The 25393-nt window shown below is 68.1% G+C and carries 24 protein-coding genes and 1 tRNA gene; 18 read left to right on the top strand and 7 right to left on the bottom strand.

All coding sequences use genetic code 11. From position 1 onward, the window contains the following. Positions 1 to 25 precede the first annotated feature (25 nt). From ABD729_RS04875 to flgE, 3 genes are read right to left on the bottom strand one after another with little or no spacing between them, the layout of a single operon-like run. On the bottom strand, positions 26 to 943 hold the full coding sequence (locus ABD729_RS04875) for a flagellin (RefSeq protein ID WP_344709033.1): 918 nt from the start codon (positions 941 to 943) through the stop codon (positions 26 to 28). Beyond that, positions 940 to 3033 carry a flagellar hook-associated protein FlgK gene (locus ABD729_RS04870; RefSeq protein ID WP_344709032.1) on the bottom strand — a complete coding sequence of 698 codons (2094 nt, stop codon included), beginning with the start codon at positions 3031 to 3033 and terminating at the stop codon, positions 940 to 942. Before ABD729_RS04870 ends, ABD729_RS04875 begins: the two co-directional genes overlap by 4 nt. A gap of 15 nt (positions 3034 to 3048) precedes the next feature. Beyond that, positions 3049 to 4347, bottom strand: a complete 1299-nt coding sequence (gene flgE, locus ABD729_RS04865; protein WP_344709030.1) for a flagellar hook protein FlgE — start codon at positions 4345 to 4347, stop codon at positions 3049 to 3051. Positions 4348 to 4513: 166 nt separating this feature from the next. On the opposite strand from flgE, the gene ABD729_RS04860 reads away from it, so the two are divergent. From ABD729_RS04860 to ABD729_RS04835, 5 genes are all read left to right on the top strand, one after another. Continuing rightward, the gene (locus ABD729_RS04860; protein WP_344709029.1) at positions 4514 to 4918 is read left to right on the top strand and encodes a flagellar biosynthesis repressor FlbT; all 405 of its coding nucleotides are present in this window, start codon (positions 4514 to 4516) and stop codon (positions 4916 to 4918) included. Then, entirely contained in the window at positions 4855 to 6240 is a 1386-nt protein-coding gene (locus ABD729_RS04855; RefSeq protein ID WP_344709028.1) for a FliI/YscN family ATPase, read from the top strand. Before ABD729_RS04860 ends, ABD729_RS04855 begins: the two co-directional genes overlap by 64 nt. Further along, positions 6237 to 6638 carry a hypothetical protein gene (locus ABD729_RS04850; RefSeq protein ID WP_344709027.1) on the top strand — a complete coding sequence of 134 codons (402 nt, stop codon included), beginning with the start codon at positions 6237 to 6239 and terminating at the stop codon, positions 6636 to 6638. The genes ABD729_RS04855 and ABD729_RS04850 overlap by 4 nt, the downstream gene beginning before the upstream one ends. Then, positions 6635 to 7537: a peptidoglycan-binding protein gene (locus ABD729_RS04845; RefSeq protein ID WP_344709026.1), complete on the top strand. Its 903-nt coding sequence runs from the start codon at positions 6635 to 6637 to the stop codon at positions 7535 to 7537. Before ABD729_RS04850 ends, ABD729_RS04845 begins: the two co-directional genes overlap by 4 nt. Positions 7538 to 8091: 554 nt before the next feature. After that, positions 8092 to 8808, top strand: coding sequence for a hypothetical protein (locus ABD729_RS04835; protein ID WP_344709025.1), 717 nt, complete (start codon positions 8092 to 8094; stop codon positions 8806 to 8808). 138 nt (positions 8809 to 8946) lie between these two features. Here the strand turns inward: ABD729_RS04835 and ABD729_RS04830 are convergent, their stop codons facing one another. Continuing rightward, a complete protein-coding gene (locus tag ABD729_RS04830; protein ID WP_344709024.1) occupies positions 8947 to 10395 on the bottom strand; it encodes a methyl-accepting chemotaxis protein in 1449 nt (482 codons plus the stop codon). Positions 10396 to 10635: 240 nt separating this feature from the next. Here ABD729_RS04830 and ABD729_RS04825 point away from each other — a divergent pair, with 240 nt between their 5' ends. Then, a complete protein-coding gene (locus ABD729_RS04825; protein WP_344709023.1) occupies positions 10636 to 11721 on the top strand; it encodes an SPL family radical SAM protein in 1086 nt (361 codons plus the stop codon). Positions 11722 to 11745: 24 nt separating this feature from the next. Here the strand turns inward: ABD729_RS04825 and ABD729_RS04820 are convergent, their stop codons facing one another. Both ABD729_RS04820 and ABD729_RS04815 read right to left on the bottom strand, forming a co-directional pair. Next, positions 11746 to 12840, bottom strand: coding sequence for an AI-2E family transporter (locus ABD729_RS04820; RefSeq protein ID WP_344709022.1), 1095 nt, complete (start codon positions 12838 to 12840; stop codon positions 11746 to 11748). 193 nt (positions 12841 to 13033) lie between these two features. Beyond that, on the bottom strand, positions 13034 to 13372 hold the full coding sequence (locus ABD729_RS04815; protein ID WP_344709021.1) for a hypothetical protein: 339 nt from the start codon (positions 13370 to 13372) through the stop codon (positions 13034 to 13036). A 139-nt stretch (positions 13373 to 13511) separates the two neighbouring features. On the opposite strand from ABD729_RS04815, the gene ABD729_RS04810 reads away from it, so the two are divergent. From ABD729_RS04810 to hslU, 6 genes are all read left to right on the top strand, one after another. Next, the gene (locus tag ABD729_RS04810; RefSeq protein WP_344709020.1) at positions 13512 to 14081 is read left to right on the top strand and encodes a glycoside hydrolase family 108 protein; all 570 of its coding nucleotides are present in this window, start codon (positions 13512 to 13514) and stop codon (positions 14079 to 14081) included. A 76-nt stretch (positions 14082 to 14157) separates the two neighbouring features. Further along, on the top strand, positions 14158 to 14568 hold the full coding sequence (locus tag ABD729_RS04805) for a holin family protein (RefSeq protein ID WP_344709019.1): 411 nt from the start codon (positions 14158 to 14160) through the stop codon (positions 14566 to 14568). Positions 14569 to 14705: 137 nt separating this feature from the next. Further along, the gene (locus ABD729_RS04800) at positions 14706 to 16172 is read left to right on the top strand and encodes a phospholipase D-like domain-containing protein (protein ID WP_344709018.1); all 1467 of its coding nucleotides are present in this window, start codon (positions 14706 to 14708) and stop codon (positions 16170 to 16172) included. Beyond that, positions 16172 to 17092: an alpha/beta hydrolase gene (locus tag ABD729_RS04795; protein WP_344709017.1), complete on the top strand. Its 921-nt coding sequence runs from the start codon at positions 16172 to 16174 to the stop codon at positions 17090 to 17092. Before ABD729_RS04800 ends, ABD729_RS04795 begins: the two co-directional genes overlap by 1 nt. Next, a complete protein-coding gene (hslV, locus tag ABD729_RS04790) occupies positions 17089 to 17637 on the top strand; it encodes an ATP-dependent protease subunit HslV (protein ID WP_344709016.1) in 549 nt (182 codons plus the stop codon). Before ABD729_RS04795 ends, hslV begins: the two co-directional genes overlap by 4 nt. A gap of 121 nt (positions 17638 to 17758) precedes the next feature. Then, positions 17759 to 19057, top strand: a complete 1299-nt coding sequence (gene hslU / locus ABD729_RS04785; protein ID WP_344709015.1) for an ATP-dependent protease ATPase subunit HslU — start codon at positions 17759 to 17761, stop codon at positions 19055 to 19057. Here hslU and ABD729_RS04780 read toward each other — a convergent pair. Then, positions 19054 to 19749, bottom strand: a complete 696-nt coding sequence (locus ABD729_RS04780; RefSeq protein ID WP_344709014.1) for a TIGR02117 family protein — start codon at positions 19747 to 19749, stop codon at positions 19054 to 19056. The two genes, hslU and ABD729_RS04780, sit on opposite strands and share 4 nt — an antisense overlap. Positions 19750 to 19832: 83 nt before the next feature. Between ABD729_RS04780 and ABD729_RS04775 the strand changes: the two genes are divergently transcribed. From ABD729_RS04775 to recN, 6 genes are all read left to right on the top strand, one after another. Beyond that, a tRNA-Pro gene (locus tag ABD729_RS04775) sits at positions 19833 to 19909 on the top strand. A 38-nt stretch (positions 19910 to 19947) separates the two neighbouring features. Beyond that, positions 19948 to 20289 carry a preprotein translocase subunit YajC gene (gene yajC / locus ABD729_RS04770; protein ID WP_344709013.1) on the top strand — a complete coding sequence of 114 codons (342 nt, stop codon included), beginning with the start codon at positions 19948 to 19950 and terminating at the stop codon, positions 20287 to 20289. Then, positions 20289 to 21881 (top strand): protein translocase subunit SecD, encoded by a 1593-nt coding sequence (gene secD / locus ABD729_RS04765; RefSeq protein ID WP_344709012.1) that lies wholly within the window; start codon positions 20289 to 20291, stop codon positions 21879 to 21881. The genes yajC and secD overlap by 1 nt, the downstream gene beginning before the upstream one ends. 10 nt (positions 21882 to 21891) lie before the next feature. After that, positions 21892 to 22854 (top strand): protein translocase subunit SecF, encoded by a 963-nt coding sequence (gene secF / locus ABD729_RS04760; RefSeq protein WP_344709011.1) that lies wholly within the window; start codon positions 21892 to 21894, stop codon positions 22852 to 22854. Between the two features lie 68 nt (positions 22855 to 22922). Then, complete coding sequence (locus ABD729_RS04755; RefSeq protein ID WP_344709010.1) at positions 22923 to 23717, top strand: outer membrane protein assembly factor BamD; 795 nt, start codon at positions 22923 to 22925, stop codon at positions 23715 to 23717. A 19-nt stretch (positions 23718 to 23736) separates the two neighbouring features. After that, positions 23737 to 25389, top strand: coding sequence for a DNA repair protein RecN (gene recN / locus ABD729_RS04750; RefSeq protein ID WP_344709008.1), 1653 nt, complete (start codon positions 23737 to 23739; stop codon positions 25387 to 25389). Positions 25390 to 25393: the final 4 nt, after the last annotated feature.

Raw genomic sequence — 25393 nt, 5'->3', positions numbered from 1 at the left:
AAGTCCACTTCGTCCGAGAATCTCTCTACCGCATGAAGTTGATCAGGCTGAGGTTCGAAAGCCGTGAAAACAGCGTATAGCTCGCCTCAAGCGAGGACTTGCGCTGCATCAGCTGGCTGGCGACGTCGGCCATGTCCGCATCCTCGTTGCGCGACACCAGTTTCTCGAGGATCAGGGTCCGGTCCGCGGCGCGATCGGTCAGGCTTTCGACCTGGGCTTGGCGCCGCCCGTTTTCGGCATGGGCCGCGCGCAAGATCTTGAGCCCATCGTTGAGCTGCCCGATCGCATTGTTCATCGCGCTCAACTGCGCCGCGGTCGGCACCGGGCCCACGGTCCCCGCATCGGCGAGCGTGCGGAACGCCTCGAACAGTTCCGATCCCATCGCGCTGGCGGTGGTCCCGTAGGTGACATCGAGGCCGTCCGCGACCCGCGCCTCGGCGGTGACGTTGTCGTTGCGGAACGCGTTTGCGGTCGGCAGTCCCGCGGTCGCCGCCAGCGTTGCGGGCACGAACGGGGCGGTATCGGTCTGCGAACCGGCGAACAGATATTGCCCCGCCTCGTCGCTGTTCATCCCGGTGCGAAAGCGCTGGAAGGCTTCTTCCATCACTTCCTGAAGCCCGTCGGCGCGCTTGGTCCCGACCGCTGACAGCAGGCCGTCGCGCAGCTTGCTGAGCGATTCCTCCATCCCCGCCATCTGCGTGTCCATCAGCGCCAGCGTGGTGCCGATCCGGTTGCCGACCGCCGCATGGGCTTCCTGCCGCGCAAGCATGGTTCGCGCCGACAGGTTGCGCATCGTCTCGATCCCGAGTGAGGCGAAATCGGGTGCCTTCTTGCCCGTCGCCATCTGCTGCTGCACCTCTGAAAGGCTTCGCTGCGACTGGGCGATACTGGCGAACAAGGTCCGCTGCATCGGCACGCTCGCCACCCGGTTCCAGCCGCTCATCGTCCCACCATCCCGATCAGGGTGTCATACATTTGCGTCGCCGTGCTCATCACCCGCGCCGCCGCCGAATAGCTGTTCTGCAAGGTGACCAGGCTGGCCAGTTCCTCATCGATGTTGACCCCCGAATAGCTGTCGCGGCGGTTGATCGCGTCGTCGCGTCGCGCCGCCATGTCGGTCAGCCGGTCGTTCGCGCCCGCGGCATCGAGCCCGGTCTGGCCGAGCACGAAGCTCGCATAGGCTTCCATCCCCGCGACCCGTCCGCGGCCAAGATCGACCGCGGTGCGCAGCTGGTCGACAAAGGCGTTGGCGCCGCGGCTGTCGCCCGGACCCACGGCCTTGGCCCCGACCGCGGCAGTGATGTCGAGCCTGGCCAGCGGCAGCGCGCGTCCGGTGGCGGCGATGTCGGCCCGGACCTTGGCGCCTTCCAGCCCCGTCTCCATGCCCGACGGCACCAGCAGCGACGACATTGATCGCCCGGTTCCGAACCGGCTGGTCGTGTCCGACACCACCGACAGCGTCGCCGTCGGAAGGTTGGCAACCGGCGTGAAGGCCAGCCGTCCCCGGGCATCCAGCGCGACGCTGCCGAACGCGCTCAGCGGACCTGCGTTGAGCGAGGTCACGAGGTCGCCGAACGTCCCGCCCGCGGCCGGGGTGACATTGTCCTGCGCCAGCACGCGCCCGTCCGGCCCGCGCAGCACGAATTCGGCCTGTTCGGGCGGCGCGAAACCGTGCGGATCGCTTGGCGTAAAGCCCGCGGGGCCGAAGGTCCGGGTGCCCGACACCAGGTCGTTCAAGCCGAACATCTGCGCAAAGCCGAGACCCGCGCGGTCGCTCGGGCTGGCCGGATCCTGCGCCACCGCGACGCCGAGGCTGCCGCTGCCCTCGATCGTCAACCGGCCGCCCGAAAAGCTCGCGGTGGCGTTGCCGCCAAGGCCCGCATTGATCGCGTTCACCGCATCCTGGATGGTGGCCCCGGGACCAAGCGCTGCGAAGTCGAGCACCATGCTCGCCGCAAGCGCGCCGTCCGGCTGCAGCGCGGCGATGACCGTGCGCCCGGTGAACCCCAGCCGGTCGCTCGCGGCAAAGCCGGTAAGCGCGCCTTCCAGCTTGTTTGGCGCAGGAACGGTCGTTCCCGCATTGCTGACCGCGTTGAGGCTTTCGGCGAGTCCGCCGAACAGGCTTCCGATCTCTTCCGCAAAGGCCGGCAGACGCCGGTCGCGCAGGTCCATCAAGCCGCCAAGCCGCCCGCCCGCCGCCGAGGAATCCAGCTTCTCGCCGGTCTCGGGTCCAAGGCTCCCGTCCGCCGCGACGAAGCGCAGCTTTACCGCGGGGTAGAGCGGCTGGACCGAGCCTTCGCTCGGCGGATAGTCGAGCAATCGCAGCCGCCGGTCGAGCAGGGTCGCGCCGCCTGCCGTGTCGATACTGAGCCGCCCGTCGGCGCCCTCGCGCACCTCGATCTTGATCAGGCCCGACAATTCCTCAACCGCGCTCATCCGCTGGTCGATCGCGCCGTTGCTGGCCTTGCCCCCGGCCGCCTGACGAGCGACGCTGTCGTTCAGGCTGTCGATCCGCCGCAGCAGGGTGTTGATGGTGTCGACGGTATAGCTGAGCTCGCGCTCGGCATCGACGCGCAGCGAGGCGACGTCGCTGTCCAGCGTCTGCAGCGCCGACAGCGCCTGGCCCACCGCCCCGACGAACCCGCGCACGGTGGGCTCGCTCCCGGCCGCGCCGGTCATCGCCACGGCCGCCGCCCCGATCGCATCGAGCCGTGCCGGAAGTCCGCTCTGTTCGCCCGGCGCCCCCAGCAGCGACTGCAGCCGGTCGAGCGAATTGGCGACCGCCTCGGCCTGGCCCCAGTCGCCCGCGCGGCGATAGACGGTCGCCTCGAGGAAGCGGTCGGCGACCCGCACCGCTTCCTGCGCGCGGACGCCGCTGATCTGTCCTGCGGTGACCCCCGTCTGCAGCGGCACGCGCTCGCGGGCGTAGCCGGGGGTGTTGACGTTTGCGATGTTGTTCGAGGCCGAACGCAGCCCCGCCTGGGACGCGTTCAGCCCCGACAGGGCGCTGCCAAGGATGTCGGACAGGCTCATCGCCGATAGGTCGCCTTACCGCTTCAGGTTGGACAGTTCCTGCAGCATGTCGTCGACCGTAGTGATGATCTTGGACGACGCGCTGTAGGCCCGCTGGAAGCGGATCATGTTGGTGAATTCCTGCGCCAGGTCGACGTTCGACCCTTCGAGCGAGGAGCTGGAGATCATCCCCGCGCCAAGCGCCCCCGGCTGGTTGATCGCCACCGACCCGCTCGCGCTCGACAGGCCGAAGGCATTGCCGTTCAGCCGGGTCAGGCCATCGGGATTGAGAAAGGTCGCGACCGGCAGCTGGAACACCTTGCGGGCGGTGCCGTCGTCGAAGATCGCGCTGACCACGCCCTTTTCGTCCACCTCGATCGACGCGAGGTTGCCGAGCAGGCCGCCATCGACGCTGGAACTGATCACCGCGCTCGGCCCGCTGAACTGGATCAGCCCGTCGAGTTTGCCGTCCGACCCGAACTGCAGGTCGATCGGCTGCGCCCCCGCGCCGTTGGTCCAGGTCGGCGTAAGGTCGGCGAACAGCGCCGCGGTCGAGCCGGCCAGGTCGAGGCTTCCGTCGGGATTGAACTTGACCGTTCCGCTCGCCAGCACGCCGCCGGCCGCGGTGACGTCGGCGGCGGGGACCGCGAAGATCTCTGCCTGCCATTCGTTGGCGGCGGTCTTGACGAAGCCCATGCTGATGCGGTGCGCGGACCCTTGCGCGTCATAGACGTCGAAGCTGCGCTGGAACTGCGGGGTTGCGGTGCCCGCCGCCATGTCGCCCGCGGCATAGGGGCCGGTCAGCACCGCCGCGTCCGACTGGAGGTTGGCGCGCAGCTGCAGCTTGGTCGTCGCGCTCGCCGACCCGGTCAGGTCGCTCAGCCGCACCGGCTCGAGCGAGCCGAGGCCCGTATCGGTATAATTGCCCGACGTGTCGAGCCGCCAGCCCTGCAGGTAATAGCCGCTGGTGTTGCGCAGGAAGCCCTGCACGTCCGGCTTGAACGCACCCGCGCGGGTAAAGGCGACATCGCTGCCCGCGCCCGTCCCGCTCCGCACCACGAAGAAGCCCGCGCCGTCGATCGCAAGGTCGGTCTGGCTGCTGCTCGCCTGCAGCAAGCCTTGCTTGCTGATCAGCGCCTGCGGAGAGGCCGCGACCCCGCCCGCCGAATAGGCCGATTTCATTCCGCCAGACGTCACCAGCGTGCGGAATTCGGTCGACACCCCCTTGTACCCGATGGTGTTGATGTTGGTGATGTTGTCGGCGACGCCGGCCATCGCGGTCGACTGGGCACCGAGGCCGGATGCACCGGCATAAAGGGCGGAATAAAGGCTCAAGGGTCGTGGCTCCCGGATGAGGACGCGGCCCGCTGCCGGTCCTTTCCTTGCCTTATAGGAGGCCCGCGCCAACTCGCTCCGACACGGCAACTTTTGCCGCCTGTCCCACCGCTGCCCGGCCCCGTCCTCTAGAGTGGAGGCAGGAACAGCAACGGGAAACCGACCAATGACGCTCAGGATTTCGCTTCGTGACGGGGAAAAGGTGGTGATCAACGGGGCGGTGATCCGCTCCTCGGGGCGCACCGACCTCGCTATCGAAAGCAAGGTCACCATCCTGCGCGGCCGCGAGATCATGGGCCCGGCCGAAGCCACCACCCCGGCCCGCGCGCTCTATTTCCACACCATGATGGCCTATCTCGATCCCGATGGCGTGTCGCGCCACCACGACGCGATCATCGAAACGCTTTCGACCGTCGGCCGCCTCGCCACCTGCGAAGCCGGCCGCGCCGCGGTCGCCGGTTTCGCAAGCCGCGCGGCAGCGGCCAATTATTATCGCGCGCTTGGCGAATGCCGCACCCTGATGCGCCTCGAACAAGAGGCGCTCGCCGCGGTGGCGGAGGAAGCGGCCTGAGCGCGCTCGCCGCCCTTGCCGCGCTTCCCGCCCGGGTCCGCGCCGCCGATCCGCACCGCCGCTTCGGAACGCTGACCCGCGTACAGGGCGCGGCGCTCACCGTGTCGGGCCTCGGCGGCGCTGCGCGGATCGGCGCGCGCCTGCACCTGGCCTCGCCAGCCGGGCCGATCGCCGCCGAGGTCACCGCGCTCGACGGGGAGCGGGCGACCGCCATGGCCTTTGCACCGACCGAGCACCTGACCACCGGCACGCCCGCCGAACTGGTCGCGGCCGAAGCCTTCCTGCGCCCCTCCCCGCGCTGGCTCGGCCGGGTGATCGACGGGCTCGGCACCCCGCTCGACGGGCTTGGCCCGCTCGAACAGGGTTTCTCCCCCGCCCCCTTACGCGCCGCGCCACCGCCTGCCGCCGAACGCGCCCGGGTCGGTGCGCTCCTCGCCACCGGGGTCCGCGCGCTCGACCTGTTCGCCCCGCTCTGCGACGGCCAGCGGCTCGGCCTGTTCGCCGGCTCGGGCGTCGGCAAATCGGTCCTTCTCTCCATGTTTGCCCGCTGGGCCGACTGCGACGTCGCGGTGATCGGCCTGATCGGCGAGCGCGGGCGCGAAGTGCAGGAATTCATCGCCGACGACCTCGGGCCCGAAGGCCTCGCCCGCTCGGTCGTGGTGGTCGCCACCTCCGACGCCCCGGCCCTGATGCGCCGCCAGGCCGCCTTCGCGACCCTCGCGGTCGCCGAACATTTCCGCGGCCAGGGCCTGCGCGTGCTGTGCCTGATGGACAGCGTCACCCGCTTCGCCATGGCCGGGCGCGAGATCGGCCTTGCCGCCGGCGAGCCGCCCGCCACCCGCGGCTACCCGCCTTCGGTGTTCGCCGACCTTGCGCGGCTGCTCGAACGCGCCGGCCCGGGCCGCGTCGGCGAAGGCAGCATCACCGGCCTGTTCACCGTGCTGGTCGACGGCGACGACCATGACGAGCCGGTCGCCGACACGGTCCGCGGCATCCTCGACGGCCACGTCGTGATGAGCCGCCGGATCGCCGAGCGCGGGCGCTACCCCGCGATCGATCTCCTCAAATCGGTCAGCCGGACCCTGCCCCACTGCCTTCCCGCAGCCGACAATCTGACCCGCCTCGACGCGCGCCGCCTGCTGTCGACCTTTGCCGACATGGAAGAATTGGTCCGCCTCGGTGCCTATACGCCCGGCGCCGATGCCGAGGTCGACCGCGCCATCGCGCTCGCGCCCCGGATCGAAACCCTGCTCACCCAGACCAAGGACGACCGCGGCCACCCGCGTGATGCCTTTGCCGCGCTTGCCGGGCTGATGGCATGAGCCGGCTTGCCCCTGCCCTGCGCCTGCGCCGCCGCCAGCTCGACGCGCTGGCGGTCAAGCTCGCGGCCGAGCAGGCGGCCATCCACGCCCTCGCCGAGGAAGCCCACGGCCTTTCTCAGCGCCGGACGGTGGAACGCTATTTCGCCGCCGCCGCGCCCGCCGCCAGTGATGCGTGGTTCAGCCACAGCGCACGCCGCATCGCCGGCCTCACCCAGGATCGCGCCGCCGCCGAACTGCGGCTGGCCGAACTTCGCCACCAGGCGGTCCAGGCCCGCGCGCGCCTCCAGCTCCTCGAAGATGCCGACCTCGACGCCCGCCGCGCTGAACGCAGCCGCCGCCTCGCCAGGGCCGATGCCGCGCTCGATGACCGCACTGCCGCCGCCTGGCCCCGCGCATGACCGGCGCTTCCGCCATTTCACCGGCCCAGCGCGCCGACCTCATTTATCGCGCGGCCCGGTTCGAGCTTGATGGCCGCCTGTGGCGCGCCGCGCTCGGCAGCAGCACGGACAGCCCACGCCCCGCCGAGCCCGCCACCGGCGGCCTGCTCCGGCTCGATACATTGGTCGAGGCCCTCAGCGCCGAAGACCGCCTGTCGCCCGCGTTGACGCCCGGACCGGTCCAGTTTCCGGACGTAACCGACACCGGCACCGGCCCGCTTCGCCTCGGCCCCAACCAGCCCCTCGCCCCGGCGCTGCAGGCCGCCGCGGAGCGCACCGGGCTCGATCCGGCCATGCTCGCCTCGATCATCGACGCCGAAGCGGCGCGCCGCCCCGACGGCAGCTGGAATGCCGCCAGCCGCAACCCGCGCTCCTCCGCCACCGGGCTCGGCCAGTTCCTCGACGGGACCTGGCTCAGCGAGGCGCGGCGCCGCGGCAGCTGGCTGCATAACACGGCGCAGGCGCGCGGCTGGCTCGCATCGGACGGGTCGGTCCGGCCAGACGCCAGGGCCGCGCTTCTCGAACTGCGCTCGGATCCCTCCGCCTCGATCGAGGCGATCGCCGACCATGCCGCGGCCAACCTCCGCTTCCTTCGCGCCCGCGGCATTGCGCCGGGCAGCCTCGCCGAGACCGCGCGGGCGGCCTATCTCGCCCATCATCTCGGGCTTGGCGATGCGATGCGCTTCCTCGGCACCGGCCTTGGCGAGGAGCGCGCCGGGCGCCTGCTTGCCGCGCAGGTCGGCGGCGCGGCGGCCGGGCGACACATCGCCGCCGCTGGCAGCGCGGTCGAAGCGCACCGCGCCTGGCTTTCCCATTACGTCGATCGCCGCATCCAGCCGCAGCAATTCCTGACCGCCTGAGCCTCGGCGATTAACTCCACTTTGGCGTGACCCGGGCCCGCCGCCCTCTCCGCTCCCTTCCCGTTCACCGCCATTAACTCCGAAGCGGAGGATCAAGTCCCTCCCGGTTAACCGCGCGAGCGCTTCGTCATCGGGCAAGGTGCGGCGGGATGGTCCCGTCGCTGGAACCGGGGGGTTCAGATGTCGAAGACCACTGCCGCGCTCGAGAGCGTCGTCGCCGAGATAAAGCAATTGCATGCCGCCGCCGACGGCCGCCCGACCGCGCGCCAGCGCCGCGACGGCGACCTGCTCTTCTCGAAGCTGCTGCGCCTGCTCAGCCCGCGCTTCCGCCATTTCATCCGCCAGTACGGCCTTGGCGGGCATTGGGACGATGCCGAACAATGCTGCGCCATCGCGGTCCACCGCGCGATCGAGGCCTATGACCCCGAAAAGGCGCAGTTCACGACCTNTACGGCCTTGGCGGGCATTGGGACGATGCCGAACAATGCTGCGCCATCGCGGTCCACCGCGCGATCGAGGCCTATGACCCCGAAAAGGCGCAGTTCACGACCTTCGTGAACTGGCAGATCCGCGGGGAACTGCAGTCGCTCCGCTTCCGGGTCATGACCGACCAGCGGCCCTCGGCGCAAAAGGTCAGCGCCACCACCGTTTCCCTTCACAGCGTCACCGCCAACACCGACGGCGAGGAAGCCTCGCTCGAATCCCTGATCGAGGACGAGGACGCGCTGGAACGCACCGAATCCGCCGCCAGCGACTATCTCGCCCGCGCTGCGGCGCAGTGCCTGATCGAGGAATTCGTGATGAAGGGCCGCCATGCCGCGCTCGAGGGTCTGCGCCGCAAGCAGCCCAAGCGCGAACTCGCCCGCGCGCTCAAGGCCGGCGGCCGCGCCGGGCTCGACGAAGAGCAGGTTGAAGCCATCGAAGCGCGCCTCGAACGCGACCGCGACATCCTAGCCAACCGGGTGTTTGGCGAACTCGCCGACTATGACGCGCCCGAAGGCAGCGGGCTCAGCCGTGAACAGGTCCGCCAGATCGGCAAGCGCGCCGCCAAGGTCATGGCCGAACTCGCCGAGGTCCATCCGCGCTTCCAGGTGATGGCCGACTATGCCCCGACCATCGCCAGCCGTTCTGCCCGCGCCGACGCGCCGGCCGGTATCCTCCCCGATGCCGCGGCCACCCCGGCCACTCGCGTGGTCGCCGTCCGCGACCTCGACGATGCCGCCACCGTGACGCCGCTCCGCCAGCCCCGCCCCGGCCAGATCGCGGCCTGACCAAGGGAGGGGGCGCCGCTCCCTCTCACGCTTTCGTCTCGTTCTCTCCCCCCCCCCCCACAAGAAGAAGGCCCGGCGACAGTATCCTGTCACCGGGCCTTTTGCCGACCCCCGTGGGGGCAGTCGGGTCGGCTTTCCCTAGAACTCGTTCCAGTCCGCCTCGGACGACTGGACCATCGCTCCCAGCGCAGCCGCCGCAGTAGCCTGGAGCGGCCTCACCGGCGACTGGTAGAAGCCTTCCTTGCCCTTGCGCGGAAGCTTGGCCGGCGAGGCTGCGGCAGACGACGCCCTGGACGAATCCGGCGCCGCCTTGTGGACCGCGGCCTGCTCGCAGCGGAATTGCGCGGCCTGGTCGGCCAGCCCGTTCACCTCGTTGAGGAGGTTGCGCGCCGCCGCCGAGGTCTCTTCCACCATTGCCGCATTCTGCTGCGTCGACTGGTCCATGCTGGCGATCGCGGTGTTGATTTCGGTGATCGCAAGCGCCTGCGCCTGGTTGTCCGACGCCATCTGGCCAAGCAGCTGGTGGACCTCGCCGACGTCCGAAAAGATGTTCTGCAGCGCCGTGTCGACCTGTCCCACTGCGTCCACAGCGGTGACGATGTCGGTCTGAGTGACGGTCAGCTGGTCGCGTGCGCGCTTGGCCTCCTCCTCGGCCCGCATCGCTAGCGCGCTGACGAGGTCGGCAACCACCGCGAACCCACGCCCCGCTTCCCCCGCCCGGCCGGCTTCGACCGCCGCGTTCATCGCCAGCACCCGCGTCTGGAACGCGATCTTGTCGAGCCCCTCGATCACGCTGTCGATGCCCTTGGCGCTGTCGCTGACCCGGCCCATCGCCTGCACCGCTTCGTCGGCGAGGCTGCGCCCGCCGGTCACCGTGGCGATCGCCTGGTCCGCCCGGCCGACCGTCTGGCCCGCGGCTCCTGCGCTGGCCTTCAGCCGCTCGTCCATCTGCACGATCGCGGCGCTGGTTTCCTCGAGGCTCGCGGCATTGCTTTCGGTCCGCCGCGCGAGATCCTCGCTCGCCTGCGCGATCTCGCTCGAACCGGTGCGGATTTCCGACGCGCTTTCGGTGACCGAGCGGATCAGCTCCGAAATTGCCGACACCGCTTCATTGTAGGCGCTCTTCAGCCCTTCATAAGCCTTGGGCGCCTCGGCCGTGATGCGTACCGTCAGGTCGCCGCCGCGCAGGGCCTTCAGCGCATCGCCGAACAGGTCGACCACCGCCGCCTGCTCTTCGGCCTGCGCGACGAGCTGCTTGCGGGCGGTATCCCGGAAGACGAACATCGCCTTGGTCATGCGCCCGACGCAATCGGTGTAGTTGGTGAATTCGATCGGCGAATCGAGGTCCCCGGCCGCCAGCGCTTCCATCCGGACTACCGTGGCAACATAGGGCTGCGCGATCGCTTCGCGGTACCACGCGCCGAGCACGGCTGCGCAGACGGCAGCGGCGGCACCCACGCCGGCCGCATAGAAGTCACCCCGGACCAGCGCGACGACCGCAGGGATCAGGACGATCGCCGTCATCGAGGCAAAGACCGTGAAGAGCTTGCTGCGGATCGGCGCGCTCTCGCGGAAGGACGTCATCATTCACTCTCTCCTTGAGCCGGTCGAAGGAGACCCGGACGATCAGCTTTCCACGAACTGCTGCCGCCCCTGGCCCGCCCCTTCGACCTTGAGATCCGGCGCCACGAGAGAACTTCCCTTCCCGTGCGCGGCGTCGTTGCTTGCCTTGTAGAGGGATGCGCCCCCCGCCCGGACCAAAGCCCGCCATTCAGGACTCTCCCCGGCCCGGAGCCTCGCGCGCTCCCGGCTCGTTTGTCGCCGCACATGGACCTCGCCACGCCTCGACCACCGCGCCTGCGCAACTGGCGGCCGCGGCTGCTCCTCATCACCCGCGCCGCCCGCGAGCATGCCCACGGCCGCGCCATCGCCGAGCGCGCGCGAACGCTCGGCATCCCGGTCACCGAACTGACCGGCAACCAGCTGCGCCTTTCGGCCCCCGACGACGACCGCCGCGCCTATGCCGAGGCCAAGGCGACGCTGGCCGTCGTCACCGCCCCGCCGTCACGCCTCCGCTTCCAGCCGATCGCGCCCAGCGCCGACTTCCGCGTCGACCTCGCCGAAGGCTGCCCCGCCCACTGCGCCTATTGCTACCTCGCCGGCTCGCTCAGGGGCCCGCCGATCACCCGCGTCTATGCCAACCTGGACGAGATCACCGCCGCGCTTCCCGCCTTTCTCGGCCAGGGCCGGATTACCTCACGCTCGGCTGCCCGCGCCCATGAAGGCACCACTTTTGAAGCAAGCTGCTACACCGACCCGCTCGCGCTCGAACCGCTGACCGGCAGCCTTGCCGCCCTGATCCGCCATTTCGGGCAATGGGAGGCCGACGTGCAGTTGCGCTTCACCAGCAAGTTCGCGGACGTCTCCTCGCTCATCGACCTGCCCCACGCTGGCCGCACCCGGATGCGCGCGTCGGTGAACCCGCCCGCCTACCACCGCTTCGAAGCCGGGACCGATCCGGTCGCCGCCCGCCTCGCCGCGCTTCGGGCGATGGCGCAGGCCGGCTACAAGGTCGGCCTGACGATCGCCCCGATCATCGCCGCACCCGGCTGGCGCGAGGCCTATCGCGACCTCATCATCGCTGCCGCCGACCAGATCCGCGATATCCCCGGCCTCGACCTCACGGCCGAGCTCATCACCCACCGCTTCACCCCTGGCAGCCGCGAGGTGCTGGCCAGCTGGTATCCCGGTTCCGACCTCGAAATGGACCCCGCCCGGCGCGCCGAGAAGCGCACCAAATTCGCCGGCACCAAATTCGTTTACCCGCCCGAGCTGATGAAGGAGCTCAAGGCCTTCTTCCACGAGGAACTCGCGGCAAGACTTCCCGAAGCACGCATCCTCTACTGGACGTGAGCGCGCGCACAGGCACGCACGCGATCAGGCCGAGACGGCGTCGTCCCCGATCGGTGGGATTATGCCCATTCGTTCCTCGCGATAGATCGACCAGCCGGCCAGGAACAGGCCGCCGACCACCGGACCGACGACCACGCCGCTCAACCCGAAGGCCGCGATGCCGCCAAGCGTGGTGACCAGCACCAGCCAGTCGGGAATGCCGGTGTCGCGTCCGACCAGGATCGGCCGCAGGAGATTGTCCGCAGAGCCGATTACCAGCGCGCCCGAGGCGATCACCACCACCCCCTGCCAGATGCTTCCAGTCAGCAGCAGATAACCCGCGATCGGCAGCCAGACGAGCGCCGGTCCGACCGCCGGAAGAAGCGATACGATCGCCATCAACACGCCAAGCAGCACGGCCGAGGGAAAGCCGACGATCCAGAAGGTGATCGTGCCAAGCAGGCCCTGCACCAGGCCCACCACCACCGACCCCTTGATGGTGGCACGGATGGCGGTGACGAAGCTGCGGGAAAGATGGTCGGCCGACCGTGCGTTGAGCGGGAGGGTTTCCTTGACCAGGGCGCCGATCGCGATGCCGTCGCGCAGCAGGAAGTAGGTGACGTAAAGCCCGACCGCGAACACCAGCAGCGAGGTGAAGGCGTTGCCGCCGATCTGCAGGGCCTGCTTGGCGATCACCGTCAGGCTGTCGCGAACGATCGCGGTTACGCGCTCCTCGATCACCGCGAAATTGCCGTAGCCCGACCCCTCCATGATCTGCTGCAACCGCGTCGGCAGCCGCGACTGGATCAGTTCGAAATAGCCTGCGGCGTCGAAGCGCCCGCCCTTCACCGCCTCGTAGATCTGCATCGATTGTTCGACGATGACATTGCCGATCGCCAGCGCGGGAACGATCACCGCGCCAAAGATGACCAGCAGGGTGGAGATCGCCGCGCGATTGGCGCCCCCCAGCCGGGCAAGCATCCAGCGGTAAAGCGGCTGGAACATGATCGCCGCCAGCACCGCCCACAGCAAGGCGGAGGCGAACGGCCATGCGATGTAGAGCAGGGCCAGCGAAATCAGCGTCAGGAACAGGAGAAAGCCGCTTCGCTCGTCGGACTTCGGCGGGTCGGCTTGCTGCATCGATGGTTCTCCGGTCGTTCGCACCCGTCCTACAGCAATCGCGGCGGATCGAAAGGCGGCTCCGGGGTGGCGTCGATGCGATCGCCACGGGTGCGGCGGGTCAGGCTCTCGGACCTCTTCCACTTACCGGACGCGGGGGATTGCTGAAGCCTTGCTCGCACCATCGCCGGTGACGCCGCCGACCACGGCTCGTTCAGCGCACCAGCCAGCCTTTCTGCTGCAAGGTGCGCCGCCACGCCTTTTCGAAACAGCCGGTGCCCGCGGATGGCCCGATGTTCGAACAACTGCCGATCCCGCTGTCGCCTTCGGCGATCCAGCCCATGCGCTCGGTCATGGCGCCTTTGACGTTGCCGCCCGGATCGTAAGGCGCCGTCGGATCGGTGACCTGATAACGGTTCTTCTGTTCGCGGCGGCCGCAGACGGTGACGTCCGCGCCTTCGTCCCGCAGCCGGCATTCCTGCCGCGCGACTTCGCGCCGCGCCGCCTCGCCAAGGTCGGGGCCGGCCGCGGCGAGACTGAGGAGCCATAACATGGCGCAACCATGCGCCGTCCCCTCCGGCACCGCAACCCGGCCCCTTCCAGACTTCCCACCGCAATAAAAAGCTGTCCTACAACAAACCATATGGGTTAGCTGGCTTTCGACTCGGTCCCTCCTGCCAACGGAGCCACCAATGCCCGACCATGATCCTCCCCCCTCGATCGATCAGCTGATCGACGGCCTCATCGCCCGTGAAGGCGGCTACACCAACCATCCCGCCGACCGCGGCGGCCCGACGCGCTACGGAATAACCGAAGCGGTTGCCCGCGCGCATGGCTACAGCGGTCCGATGTCGCTTCTGCCCCGGGACGAGGCCGCCGCCATCTATCGCCGCCTTTACTGGCTGCGCCCACGCTACGACCAGGTCGCCCGCCGCGCCCCGCGCGTCGCCGCCGAACTGTTCGACACGGGCGCCAACATGGGACCGGGCGTCGCCACCACTTTCCTCCAGCGCGCGCTTACTGCCCTGAACCGCAACGCCAAGGACTTCGCCGACATCACGCCGGACGGCCGGATCGGCCCCCGGACGCTCGGCGCACTCGACTCCTTTCTCGACCTGCGCGGTGCGGGCGGCGAAACCGTCCTGCTGCGTGCGCTCGAAGCACTGCAGGGTGAACGCTACCTCCGCCTGGCCGAAAAGCGCCCCGCCAACGAGGCCTTCCTCTACGGCTGGCTGGCGAACCGGATTGGCAACGTCGAATGACGTCTTTTTAGCCAGACCAGCCTCCGTTCGCGCGACCCCCGTACCGTGTCAACTTCGACAACTTCGTGAGGAAACCATGCCCCTTCTCGATGCCATCATCAGCCCGCTCGGCCAGCTGATCGACAAGATCATTCCCGACCCGCGCGCCCGCGACCGCGCCAAGCTCGAACTGCTCAAGCTCGAAGGCGACCAGGAGGCCGCGCAGATCGCGCAGCAGATGCAGGCGATCATTGCCGAAGCCAACAGCCAGGACCCGTGGACCAGCCGCGCCCGTCCCAGCTTCCTCTACGTCATGTATGCGCTGATGCTGTGGTCGATCCCGATGGGGCTGATCGCCGCGGTCAGCCCGGCTTCCGCCAATGCCATCGCCTCCGGCATGACCGCATACCTCCGCGGCCTGCCGAGCGAGCTCTACACCCTCTTCGGCACCGGCTACCTCGGCTACACCGCCGCGCGGACCTGGGGGAAGGTGAAGGGCGTCGAATAGACACCCCATGCGTGGTCATCGCGGGGGCAAACCGGCTCCGCGATGACCGATCTGGCGGCCTCCGGGCCTTGCATCGCTTCGGTTAAGGAACGATCCTCCCTCCGCTGATTTATGAGGGCAGCGGAGGAATCATCCAGTTGAGCGAATTGCTCGAACCCGGACGCAATTGCTGGCGGATCGAGCAGGCTGCGCGCGCAGCCGTGATCGTCGACGCCTGCGATTATTATCGCATCATCCGTGAAGCGATGCTTCAGGCGAAGCACCGGATCATGATCATCGGCTGGGATTTCGATCCCCGGATCATCCTCGACCGGACGAACAGCGACCAGAGCCTTGGCGACTTCCTGCTCGAGCTCGCCCGGACCAAGCCCAATGTCCCGATCAAGATCCTCAGCTGGCGGGTCGGGGCGTTCAAGCTGGCCTTTCGCGGCAGCGCCCTGTTGTGGCTTGCCCGGCTGGCTTGGACCAAGGCGATTCGCTTCGTCCTCGACGGGGCGCATCCGCCGGGCTGCTCGCACCACCAGAAGATCGTGGTGATCGACGACTGCTTCGCCATCTGCGGCGGGATCGACATGACCGCCGACCGCTGGGACCGCCCGGCCCATGCCGACAACGACCCCGGCCGGACCCGCCCCAGCGGCCAGCCCTACGGGCCGTGGCACGATGCCACCATGGCCAGCGACGGCGCGCTTGCCGCCGCCCTCGCCGAACTCGGACGGACCCGCTGGGAACATGCCACGGGTGAGCATTTGCCCGCGATCGAGGATGCGACGCCGATCTGGCCGGAACAGCTCGAACCGCAGTTCGAAGGCAGCAGCTTCGGGATCGCCCGCACCGTCGCTCCTTACCGCGACTGGGACGGCATCCACGAGATCGAAGCACTGACGGTCGACCTCATCGAACGCGCCCGCCGCTTCATCTACGCCGAGAACCAGTATCTCACCTCCCCCCGCATCGCCGCCGCGATCATGCGGCGGATGGCCGAACCCGACCCGCCCGAGATCGTGCTCGTCATGCCGATCCGCGCCGACGGCTGGCTCGAACAGGCGGCGATGGACGCGACGCGCCTGCGGCTGATGCAGATCATCGGCACCGAGGACGTCAACAACCGCTTCCGCATCTTCACTCCGAAGACCGAGGGCGACGACGACATCTACGTTCATGCCAAGCTGATGATCGCCGATGACCAGGTGCTGAAGATCGGCTCGGCCAACCTCAACAACCGGTCGATGGGTCTCGACAGCGAATGCGACGTCCTGCTCGACGCCGCGACCGATGCCGAGCGTGAGGCTCTGACCACCCTGCGCACCCGGCTGATGGCCGAGCACACCGACCGCTCCGAGCAGGAGGTCATCGACAGCTTCGGCCGCACGGGCTCGCTCCTCGCCACCATCGCCGAACTGACGAAGGTGAAGGGCCGCCGGCTCGAACCGCTCGCGTTCGAACAGCCGACCGGCGTCGCCAAGGCCATCGCCGAGCGCGAGCTGCTTGACCCCAAGAGCCCCGATGCCATGTTCGAGAGCATGACCGAGCGCACCCTGTTCAAGCCCTTGCGCGGGCGCCTCAAGGCGCTGCGCCGCCGCGGGCACAAGCTGCCCGCCTGATGGCTCGCTCTCCGTCGCGCCGGCGCTGGTCCAACCTGCCCCGCGCCGCCGCGGAGCTGGTCGACCGCTTCGGGTGGAGCCCGGTCGCGCTGCTCAACCGGATCGACCGCCTGACGCCGGGCAAAGGCGACCGCGCGCGCCGCATCGCGGAAGGGGTCCGGTTCGGGCCCCATGCCCGCCATCATCTCGACATCTGGGCGCCGTCGCATCCGGACAATGCCAGGCTTCCCGTGATCGTCTTCTTCTACGGCGGCGGATGGCATGCCGGCGAGCGCACCGACTATGGTTTTGCGGCGGCCGCCTTCGCAGCGCAGGGCTTCCTTGCGATCGTCCCCGACTACCGCCTCGTTCCCGAGGTCCACTATCCCGACTTCCTCGAGGATGCCGCGCTGGCCTTGCGGTGGGTGTGGGCCAATGCCGCGGCCTACGGGGGCGATCCGGGCAAGATCACGCTCGGCGGCCACAGCGCCGGCGCCTACATCGCCGCCATGCTTGCGCTCGACCCGCGCTGGCTGGCTTCGGTGCAGCTGCCGTCCGACACGATCAAGGCCGGCGTGCTGCTGTCGGGACCGTTCGACTTCGCGCCCTTTCGCGAATGGCGCGGGCGGGCGACCTTCGGCGGCTATCACGACCCGGCCGAGACCCAGCCCATCAACCACGTCCGTGCCGACGCCCCGCCGCTCCTTCTCCAGCACGGTTCGGGTGACCGGCTGGTCTATGCCAAGAATAGCCGCAGCCTCGATGCTGCGCTGACCCGCGTCGGGGCCCGCCACGAGATGCGGATCTATAAGGGCTGCGACCATGCCGGGACGGTGGTTGCCCTTTCCCGCCCCTTTCGCGGCCGCTTCCCGGTGCTGGCCGATGCGACGGCTTTCTTGCGCTCCGCACTCGGGCTTCCCACCTCCCCGCCAACGACATGAGCGGGACACCAATGGAACAATGGCACGGCACCACCATCATCGGGGTGCGCAAGGACAATCGCACGGTGATCGCCGGCGACGGCCAGGTCAGCATGGGCAATACGGTGATGAAGCCGAACGCCCGCAAGGTCCGCAGGCTGGGCAAGGACGGCAAGGTGATCGGCGGGTTCGCCGGTGCGACCGCCGACGCCTTCACCCTGTTCGAGCGGCTCGAGAAGAAGCTCGAGCAGCATAATGGCCAACTGCTCCGCGCCGCGGTCGAGCTGGCCAAGGACTGGCGAACCGACAAGTTCCTGCGCAACCTCGAGGCGCTGATGATCGTCGCTGACGCCGACGTGCTACTGGTCATAACCGGCAATGGCGATGTGCTTGAGCCCGAGGGCGGCATCGCGGCGATCGGCAGCGGCGGCAATTACGCGCTGTCGGCCGCCAAGGCGCTGGTCGATTATGAACCCGACCCCGAAAAGCTCGCCCGCAAGGCGATGGCGATCGCGGCCGAGGTCTGCGTCTTCACCAACGACCGCGTCGTGGTGGAGACGGTCTGAGCCCAGAGAGCTATGTCGTTCGCCCTGAGCGTAGTCGAAGGGCCCTGGTGCGAACGTTTGGAAAGAGCCCTTCGACTACGCGCCTGCGGCGCTTCGCTCAGGACGAACGAGGTTTGAACACGTGAACGACGCACTTACCCCCAAGACCATCGTTGCTGCGCTCGACGATCACATCATCGGCCAGACCGAGGCCAAGCGCGCCGTCGCCGTGGCGCTGCGCAACCGCTGGCGCCGCCAGCAGCTCGGTGACGAGCTGCGCGACGAGGTCACGCCCAAGAACATCCTGATGATCGGGCCGACCGGCTGCGGAAAGACGGAGATCAGCCGCCGGCTGGCGAAACTTGCCGACGCGCCCTTCGTGAAGGTCGAGGCCACCAAGTTCACCGAGGTGGGCTATGTCGGCCGCGACGTCGAACAGATCGCCCGCGACCTCGTCGAGGAAGCCGTTCGCCTGGAGAAGGAACGCCGCCGCGAGCGCGTCCGCCAGGCCGCCGAGGAGGCCGCGATGGAGCGGCTGCTCGATGCGCTGACCGGCAAGGGCTCGAGCGAGGCGACCCGCGCTTCCTTCCGGCAGCGCTTTTCCGATGGCAGCCTCGACACCGCCGAGGTCGAGATCGAGGTTTCCGAAGCGCCCGCCATGCCGTTCGACCTCCCCGGCCAGGGCGGCGTCGGAATGATCAATCTCAGCGAGATGATGAGCAAGGCGATGGGCGGGGCGCCCAAGAAGCGGCGCAAGCTGAAGGTGCCGTCGGCGTTCGCGAAGCTCACCGAGGAGGAGGCCGACAAGCGCCTCGACCAGGACGACGTCACCCGCACTGCGCTTGCCGATGCGGAAGCGAACGGCATCGTCTTCCTCGACGAGATCGACAAGATCGCGGTCAGCGATGTGCGCGGCGGCTCGGTCAGCCGCGAGGGCGTGCAGCGCGACCTCCTGCCGCTGATCGAAGGCACGACGGTTGCCACCAAATATGGGCCGCTCAAGACCGACCACATCCTGTTCATCGCGTCGGGGGCCTTCCACGTCGCCAAGCCCGCCGACCTGTTGCCCGAACTTCAGGGCCGCCTGCCCATCCGCGTCGAGCTGAAGGCGCTGACCGAGGACGATTTCGTCCGTATCCTGTCGGCGACCCGCGCGAGCCTGACCGATCAGTACAAGGCGCTTCTCGCCACCGAGGAAGTGACGATCGAATTTGCGGAGGATGGCATTCGCGCCCTCGCCCGGATTGCGGCGGAAGTGAACGAAAGTGTCGAGAATATCGGCGCGCGGCGGCTGCAGACGGTGATGGAGAAATTGCTCGAAACCGTCAGCTTCGAGGCCGAGGACCGTCGCGGCGAACACCTGCTGGTCGACGCTTCCTTTGTCGATGCGCAGCTCAGCGACCTCGCGCGCAACACCGACCTGTCGCGCTACGTCCTCTAGGGGGTCGGAGCCTCGACCGATCGGTAGCGCCACACCAGCCCCTGCTGGAACGGAGCCCAGGCGCTCGACTTCACCCCGGCCAGCCGCAGCTTGTCGGCGACCCACTGGTTGCAGGTGTTGATAGCGCTCGCCTTGCCGCGGCCGTGGTAGAAAGCGTCGTCGAGACCATAGCCCGGATGATCGATCCGCCGCGGCTGGCCATCGAATTCGGCGCGGATCGCGGCCCACAGGCGGCGATATTCCTCCGGGCGAAGGCGGATGGCATGAAGATCAAATCCGGGCTCCGCCGTCTGGTCGACGTGCAGCACGCGCTTCCCGCCGGTCATCGCCGCCCAGACGGTCCGAGGGGTGATGTCGCTCCATTGCGGCGTATCGAGATACACCCGCCGCTCGCCGGCTCCGAAGCCGTACCAGCGGACATCGAGCGGGGCGCTTTGCACGTCATCGGCGGGCAGCAGCGGCTGCCAGTCGAGCCCCTGCGCACGGGCGGGCATGACGATGTCGACGTGGACGCCGTTGGACCTGAGATAGATGGTCGTGCCCCTCTCCGGTTCGCTCCACCCGGCATTTACCGGCATCACGGAGCCGATCGCTGCGGCGAGCAGATAGGCGAGGGGAATCGCGATGATCGCAAGGGCCGCGCGCCGACCCCATCGACCCTTTCGCCGTCGTCCCTTTGCCCACGACCTCACGCTTTTCCCAACCCCGCCTTGCCTAATCGGTCCACCCCAACTATCTGCGCCGCACGTCGCCTGCTAGCCAGCGCGGCACCGGTCGGGGCGTAGCGCAGCCTGGTAGCGCATCACACTGGGGGTGTGGGGGTCGCAGGTTCGAATCCTGTCGCCCCGACCATTTTCTCTCCTTGAAGTCGGAAAAGAGCCGCGACCCCGATGCCTGATCCAAGCCTGATCCTCGCAGCCGCAGCGCCCGGCGCGCCTTCCGGCGCCACCGCCTTCCTGCTTCAGGTCTTCCCCTTCCTGCTGATCTTCGTGATCTTCTATTTCCTGTTGATCCGTCCGCAGCAAAAGAAGGTCCGCGAGCATCAGGCGATGATCTCCGCGGTCAAGAAGGGCGACGAAGTGATCACCGCCGGCGGGATCCGCGCTCGCGTCACCCGCGTTATCGACGAGCGTGAGGTCGAGGTCGAGATCGCGCAGGGCGTCAAGGTGCGGGTCGTCCGCTCGACCCTGACCCAGGTGCTGAACCAGGCTCCCAAGGGCGCGAACGACTGATGTTCGAACCGCCGAAGTGGAAGATCTGGGGGATCTTCCTGGCGATCGCCCTCGGCATCGCCTTCGCTATCCCGAGTTTCTTCCCGCGCAGCGAGGTCGCGACCTGGCCCAAGCTTGCGCCGCGGACCCAGATCGCCCTCGGTCTCGACATCGCCGGCGGTAGCCAGCTGCTCTACGAGGCCGACCTCGCCGACGCGCAGAAGCAGCGCCTGGCGGCGATGGAGGACAGCGTGTCGCAGGAACTGCGCCGCGATCCGCGAATCGAAGTCGGGGACATTTCCACCGCCGACGGGCGGATCAGCTTCATGCTCCGCAATCCGACCCAGCTCGATGCCGCGGTCGAGAAGATGCGCACGCTGACGTCGGGCGTCGGGCTGACCGGCACGCGCACCTGGAATGTGTCGACGCAGGACGGCAACCGCATCCTCATGACGCCGACCCCTGAAGGGACCCAGCAGGCGGTGAAGGATGCGATGACGGTTGCGCGCGACGTGGTTCGTCGCCGCATCGATCCGTCGGGCACGCGCGAAGTCACCGTCATCAACCAGGGCCAGAACCGCATCCTCGTGCAGGTGCCTGGCGTCGATGACCCCGAAAGCCTCAAGCGCCTGATCGGCCAGACCGCCCGCCTCGAATTTAAGCTGGTCGACCAGCGCGCCGACCCGTCACAGGTCGCCCAGGGCCGTGCGCCTCCCGGCAGCCAGGTGCTTCCGATGGCCGACGGTTCGGGCGCGATTGCGGTTCAGCGCCGGGCGATGGTCTCGGGCGAAAATGTCAGCCAGGCGACCCAGGCGTTCGACCAGCAGACCGGTGCGCCGGTGGTCACCATCCGCTTCGACACCGCCGGTGCGCGACGCTTTGCCCGGGCGACGACCGAGAACGTCAACAAGCCGTTCGCGATCATCCTCGACAACAAGGTGCTGTCGGCCCCCAACATCAACGAGCCGATCATCGGCGGCACCGCCCAGATCAGCGGCGGATTCACCGTCGAGAGCGCCGGCGAACTCGCCATCTCGCTGTCGTCGGGCAAGCTGCCGGTGAAGCTCGATCCGATCGAGGAACGCACAATCTCGGCCGAGCTTGGCCGCGATTCGATCGAGAAGGGCCTGCTCGCGTCGGCGATCGCGATCCTCGCCGTGATGTTCTTCATGATCATCACCTACGGCCGCTTCGGCGTCTACGCGAACATCGCGCTGGTGGTGAACGCCTTCATGATCCTGGCGGTGATGAGCATCTTCGGCTCGGCCCTGACCCTGCCGGGTATCGCGGGCTTCGTGCTGACGATCGGTGCGGCGGTGGACGCCAACGTGCTGATCAACGAACGCATCCGCGAGGAGCAGCGCCGCGGGCGCAAGCTGCTCGATGCGATCGACACCGGCTACAAGGAAGCCTCGACGGCGATCTTCGATGCCAACATCACCAACGTCATCGCCGCCGCCGTGATGTGGTATTTCGGTTCGGGCCCGGTCCGGGGCTTCGCCGTCGTGCTTCTGATCGGCATCATCACCTCGGTCTTCACCGCCGTGAACTTCACCCGCCTGCTGGTGGCCCTGTGGGTCAAGCGCAAGCGGCCGCGCGAACTGCATATCTGAGGCTGATGCCATGAAGCTGCTCAAGCTCGTCCCCGACAACACCAACATCGACTTCATGAAGGTGCGCAACATCGCCCTCATCCTGTCGATCCTCGTGACGGTCGCCAGCCTGGTGCTGGTCGGCGTCCGCGGGCTCAACCTCGGCATCGACTTCGTCGGCGGGCAGATGGTCCGCGCGACCTTCTCTCAGCCGGTCGGGATCGAGGATCTCCGCGGCAAGGTCGAGGCGCTCAATGTCGGTGACGTGAGCATCCAGGAGTTCGGCGACGGCAAGACCTATCAGATCCGCCTGCCGCGTCCGGAAGGTCCCGAGGTCCAGGCCGCGGCGATCATCTCCAAGGTCCGGACGATGCTCCAGAACCAGTATCCCGGCGTCAACGTCGGCGCTGGCGAGGCGGTGTCGGGCAAGGTGTCGGGCGAACTTGCCCGCGACGGCCTGCTCGCCATCACCCTCTCGATGCTTGGGGTCGCGATCTACATCTGGTTCCGCTTCGAATGGCAGTTCGGCGTCGGGGCGCTCGTTACCCTGTTCCACGATGTGTCGCTGATCCTGGGCTTCTTTGCCCTCACCCGGCTTCAGGTCGACCTCAACATCGTCGCCGCCTTCCTCGCGGTGGTGGGTTATTCGCTGAACGACACGGTCGTCATCTATGACCGCATCCGCGAGAATCTGCGCAAGTATCGCAAGATGCAGATCATCCCGATGCTGAACCTGTCGCTGAACGAAACCCTGTCGCGTACCATGGTGACCTCGGGCTCGATCATGCTGGCGCTGGCGGTGCTTCTCCTGTTCGGACCGGACGTCATCTTCGGCCTCACCGCCGCGATCCTGCTCGGCACCTTCATCGGCACCTATTCGTCGATCTACATCTCGGCGCCGATCCTGGTCTGGCTGGGGATCAAGCCCGACAGCTTCCTCAAGGTCGAGGACAAGTCGGCGAACCTTTCGGCCGGCGACGGAGCGGTGGTGTAAGCGGCGGTTCAGACACCGTCCCGCACTAGCGCTTGGCCTCCCCCTTCGACTGCCCTAGAAAGCCGCTCATGCTGAAGCCGAACCGCCTGTTTTTCCTTGCGCTGAGCGTCGCGGTGGTCCTGCCTGCCGCAGGCTGCGCCCGCAACAAGACCAAGGCCGACACGGCCTATGTCGCGCGCGACGTCAACACGCTCTACGCCCTTGCGAAGAAGCGGCTGGACCAGCGCGAATATACGCAGGCTGCGAAGATCTTCGACGAGGTCGAGCGCCAGCACCCTTATTCGGTCTGGGCCCGCCGCGCGCAGATGATGAGCGCGTTCAGCTATTACATGGCGCAGACCTATCCCGACGCAATCAGCTCGGCCCAGCGCTTCCTGACGATCCATCCGGGCAACAAGGATGCGCCCTACGCCAACTATCTGATTGCGATGAGCTATTACAATCAGATCGCTGACGTCACTCGCGACCAGAAGATCACCGGCCAGGCCAGTGACGCCTTCCAGGAACTGATCCGCCGCTATCCGGAGAGCCGCTACGCCGCCGACGGCCGGCTCAAGCTCGACCTCATCAACGACCAGCTTGCTGGCAAGGAGATGGAGGTCGGCCGCTATTACCAGCGCTCCGGTAACTGGCTGGCGAGCGTCAATCGCTTCCGCACCGTGGTCGACAAATATCAGACCACGACCCACACGCCCGAAGCGCTGATGCGCCTGACCGAAAGCTATCTGGCGCTCGGCACGCCCGACGAAGCGGTCAAGTCCGCAGCCGTCCTCGGCCGCAACTATCCCGGCACCGTCTGGTACCAGCGCGCCTATGCGCTGATCCAGAAGCACGTGCCAAACGCCCCGCTTCAAGCGGCCTGAGGAGGGTGCTGGGCCGGGCATGCTGAGGCAGCTCGTCATCCGTGACGTGGTGCTGATCGACCGGCTGACCCTCGACTTCGGCGATGGCCTTGGCGTCCTCACCGGCGAGACGGGTGCGGGCAAATCCATCCTCCTCGATTCGCTCGGCCTCGCGCTTGGCATGCGCGCCGACAGCGGGCTCGTTCGCGTGGGCCAGGACGGCGCTTCGGTCACCGCCGAATTCGATCTTCCGGCAAATCATCCCGCCCTTCGCCTGCTCGACGAGGCCGGCATCGAGCAGGAGGGCGGCGAGCCACTGATCTTCCGCCGGACGCTCAAGGCCGATGGCGGCAGCCGCGCCTTTCTCGGGGGCGGGCCGGTCCCGGCGGCGACCCTGCGCGAGGCCGGCGGCACGCTGATTGAAATCCATGGCCAGCACGACGATCGCGGCCTGCTCAATCCCAAGGGCCACCGCGCCCTGCTCGACAGTTTCGGACGGGTCGACGTCTCCGTCGTGGCGAAGGCGTGGCGGCGATTGTCGGACATTCGCGCCGAGCTCGACCAAGTGCGCAGCGCCGCAGCCGACGCCGACCGCGACCGCGAATTCCTCGACCACAGCATCGCCGAACTCGCCAAGCTCGAACCGGTGGAGGGCGAGGAACAGGCCCTGGCCGACAGGCGCGCCGGGATGAAGCAATTCGCGCGCGTGCAGGAGGACCTCGACGGCTTGTCGGGCCTGTTCACCGGCTCCGAAGGCGGCCTGTCGCAACTTCGCCAGGCGGCCCGGCGGCTGGAGCGGATCGCCGACGCCCACCCGCAGCTTGGTGAGGCGCTTGCCGCGCTCGACCGGGCCTTGGTCGAGGGCAGCGAGGCAGAAGAGAAGGTTCTATCAGCCCAGCGCGACCTCGCCTTCTCGCCCGAGGAGCTGGAAGAAGCCGAAGCCCGTTTGTTCGAACTGCGCGGCCTAGCCCGCAAGCACCGGGTTGAGCCCGACCAGCTTGCCGCGCTGCTCGACACCATGCGCGAACAGCGCGAGGCGATCGACCAGGGGGAGAGCCGCATCGGTGAGCTGGAGCGGGCCTTGGCCGTCGCCGACAGCGACTATGCGCAGGCCTCGCAGGCACTGACCGAGGCGCGCAAGACCGCCGCCAGCCGGCTCGATCAGGCGGTCGAGAACGAACTCGCCCCGCTAAAGCTCGAAGCCGCGCGCTTTCGTACTGTGGTAGCGCCGGGCGAGTCCGGACCTGCCGGCAGCGACAGGGTCGAATTCGAAGTGTCGACCAATCCCGGCGCGCCCTTCGGAGCACTGACGAAGATCGCCTCGGGTGGCGAACTGTCGCGCTTCATCCTCGCACTCAAGGTTGCGCTGGCCGAAGAAGGCGGTGCTTCGACCATGATCTTCGACGAGATCGATCGCGGCGTCGGTGGCGCGGTGGCAAGCGCGATCGGCGAGCGGCTGGCGCGTCTGGCGGCGAAGAGCCAGCTCCTGGTTGTCACCCACAGCCCCCAGGTCGCCGCGCGGGCCAGCAGGCATTACCGGATCGAGAAGAGCCATTCGGACGAGGGCACGCGGACTACCGTGCGCCTGCTCGATGCCGAGGAACGACGCGAGGAAATCGCCCGAATGCTCTCGGGCGCGGCGGTCACCGACGAAGCGAGGGCTCAGGCCGCCCGATTGCTCGAGACGGCCTGACGCT

It is taken from the genome of Sphingomonas humi (assembly GCF_039536725.1).
In the GTDB taxonomy this organism is placed as follows: Bacteria; Pseudomonadota; Alphaproteobacteria; order Sphingomonadales; family Sphingomonadaceae; genus Sphingomicrobium; species Sphingomicrobium humi.
Note: the sequence above shows the minus strand (reverse complement) of the source record. Positions and strands in the feature narration are given on the sequence as shown.

What these genes read in the sequence shown, in the direction of transcription:
- ABD729_RS04875 (WP_344709033.1), bottom strand. Translation starts at nt 943, where the DNA reads ATGAGCGGCTGGAACCGGGTGGCGAGCGTGCCGATGCAGCGGACCTTG.
- ABD729_RS04870 (WP_344709032.1), bottom strand. Translation starts at nt 3,033, where the DNA reads ATGAGCCTGTCCGACATCCTTGGCAGCGCCCTGTCGGGGCTGAACGCG.
- ABD729_RS04860 (WP_344709029.1), top strand. Translation starts at nt 4,514, where the DNA reads ATGACGCTCAGGATTTCGCTTCGTGACGGGGAAAAGGTGGTGATCAAC.
- ABD729_RS04855 (WP_344709028.1), top strand. Translation starts at nt 4,855, where the DNA reads ATGCCGCACCCTGATGCGCCTCGAACAAGAGGCGCTCGCCGCGGTGGC.
- ABD729_RS04850 (WP_344709027.1), top strand. Translation starts at nt 6,237, where the DNA reads ATGAGCCGGCTTGCCCCTGCCCTGCGCCTGCGCCGCCGCCAGCTCGAC.
- ABD729_RS04845 (WP_344709026.1), top strand. Translation starts at nt 6,635, where the DNA reads ATGACCGGCGCTTCCGCCATTTCACCGGCCCAGCGCGCCGACCTCATT.
- ABD729_RS04830 (WP_344709024.1), bottom strand. Translation starts at nt 10,395, where the DNA reads ATGATGACGTCCTTCCGCGAGAGCGCGCCGATCCGCAGCAAGCTCTTC.
- ABD729_RS04825 (WP_344709023.1), top strand. Translation starts at nt 10,636, where the DNA reads ATGGACCTCGCCACGCCTCGACCACCGCGCCTGCGCAACTGGCGGCCG.
- ABD729_RS04820 (WP_344709022.1), bottom strand. Translation starts at nt 12,840, where the DNA reads ATGCAGCAAGCCGACCCGCCGAAGTCCGACGAGCGAAGCGGCTTTCTC.
- ABD729_RS04815 (WP_344709021.1), bottom strand. Translation starts at nt 13,372, where the DNA reads ATGTTATGGCTCCTCAGTCTCGCCGCGGCCGGCCCCGACCTTGGCGAG.
- ABD729_RS04810 (WP_344709020.1), top strand. Translation starts at nt 13,512, where the DNA reads ATGCCCGACCATGATCCTCCCCCCTCGATCGATCAGCTGATCGACGGC.
- ABD729_RS04805 (WP_344709019.1), top strand. Translation starts at nt 14,158, where the DNA reads ATGCCCCTTCTCGATGCCATCATCAGCCCGCTCGGCCAGCTGATCGAC.
- ABD729_RS04795 (WP_344709017.1), top strand. Translation starts at nt 16,172, where the DNA reads ATGGCTCGCTCTCCGTCGCGCCGGCGCTGGTCCAACCTGCCCCGCGCC.
- hslV (WP_344709016.1), top strand. Translation starts at nt 17,089, where the DNA reads ATGAGCGGGACACCAATGGAACAATGGCACGGCACCACCATCATCGGG.
- yajC (WP_344709013.1), top strand. Translation starts at nt 19,948, where the DNA reads ATGCCTGATCCAAGCCTGATCCTCGCAGCCGCAGCGCCCGGCGCGCCT.
- secD (WP_344709012.1), top strand. Translation starts at nt 20,289, where the DNA reads ATGTTCGAACCGCCGAAGTGGAAGATCTGGGGGATCTTCCTGGCGATC.
- secF (WP_344709011.1), top strand. Translation starts at nt 21,892, where the DNA reads ATGAAGCTGCTCAAGCTCGTCCCCGACAACACCAACATCGACTTCATG.
- ABD729_RS04755 (WP_344709010.1), top strand. Translation starts at nt 22,923, where the DNA reads ATGCTGAAGCCGAACCGCCTGTTTTTCCTTGCGCTGAGCGTCGCGGTG.
- recN (WP_344709008.1), top strand. Translation starts at nt 23,737, where the DNA reads ATGCTGAGGCAGCTCGTCATCCGTGACGTGGTGCTGATCGACCGGCTG.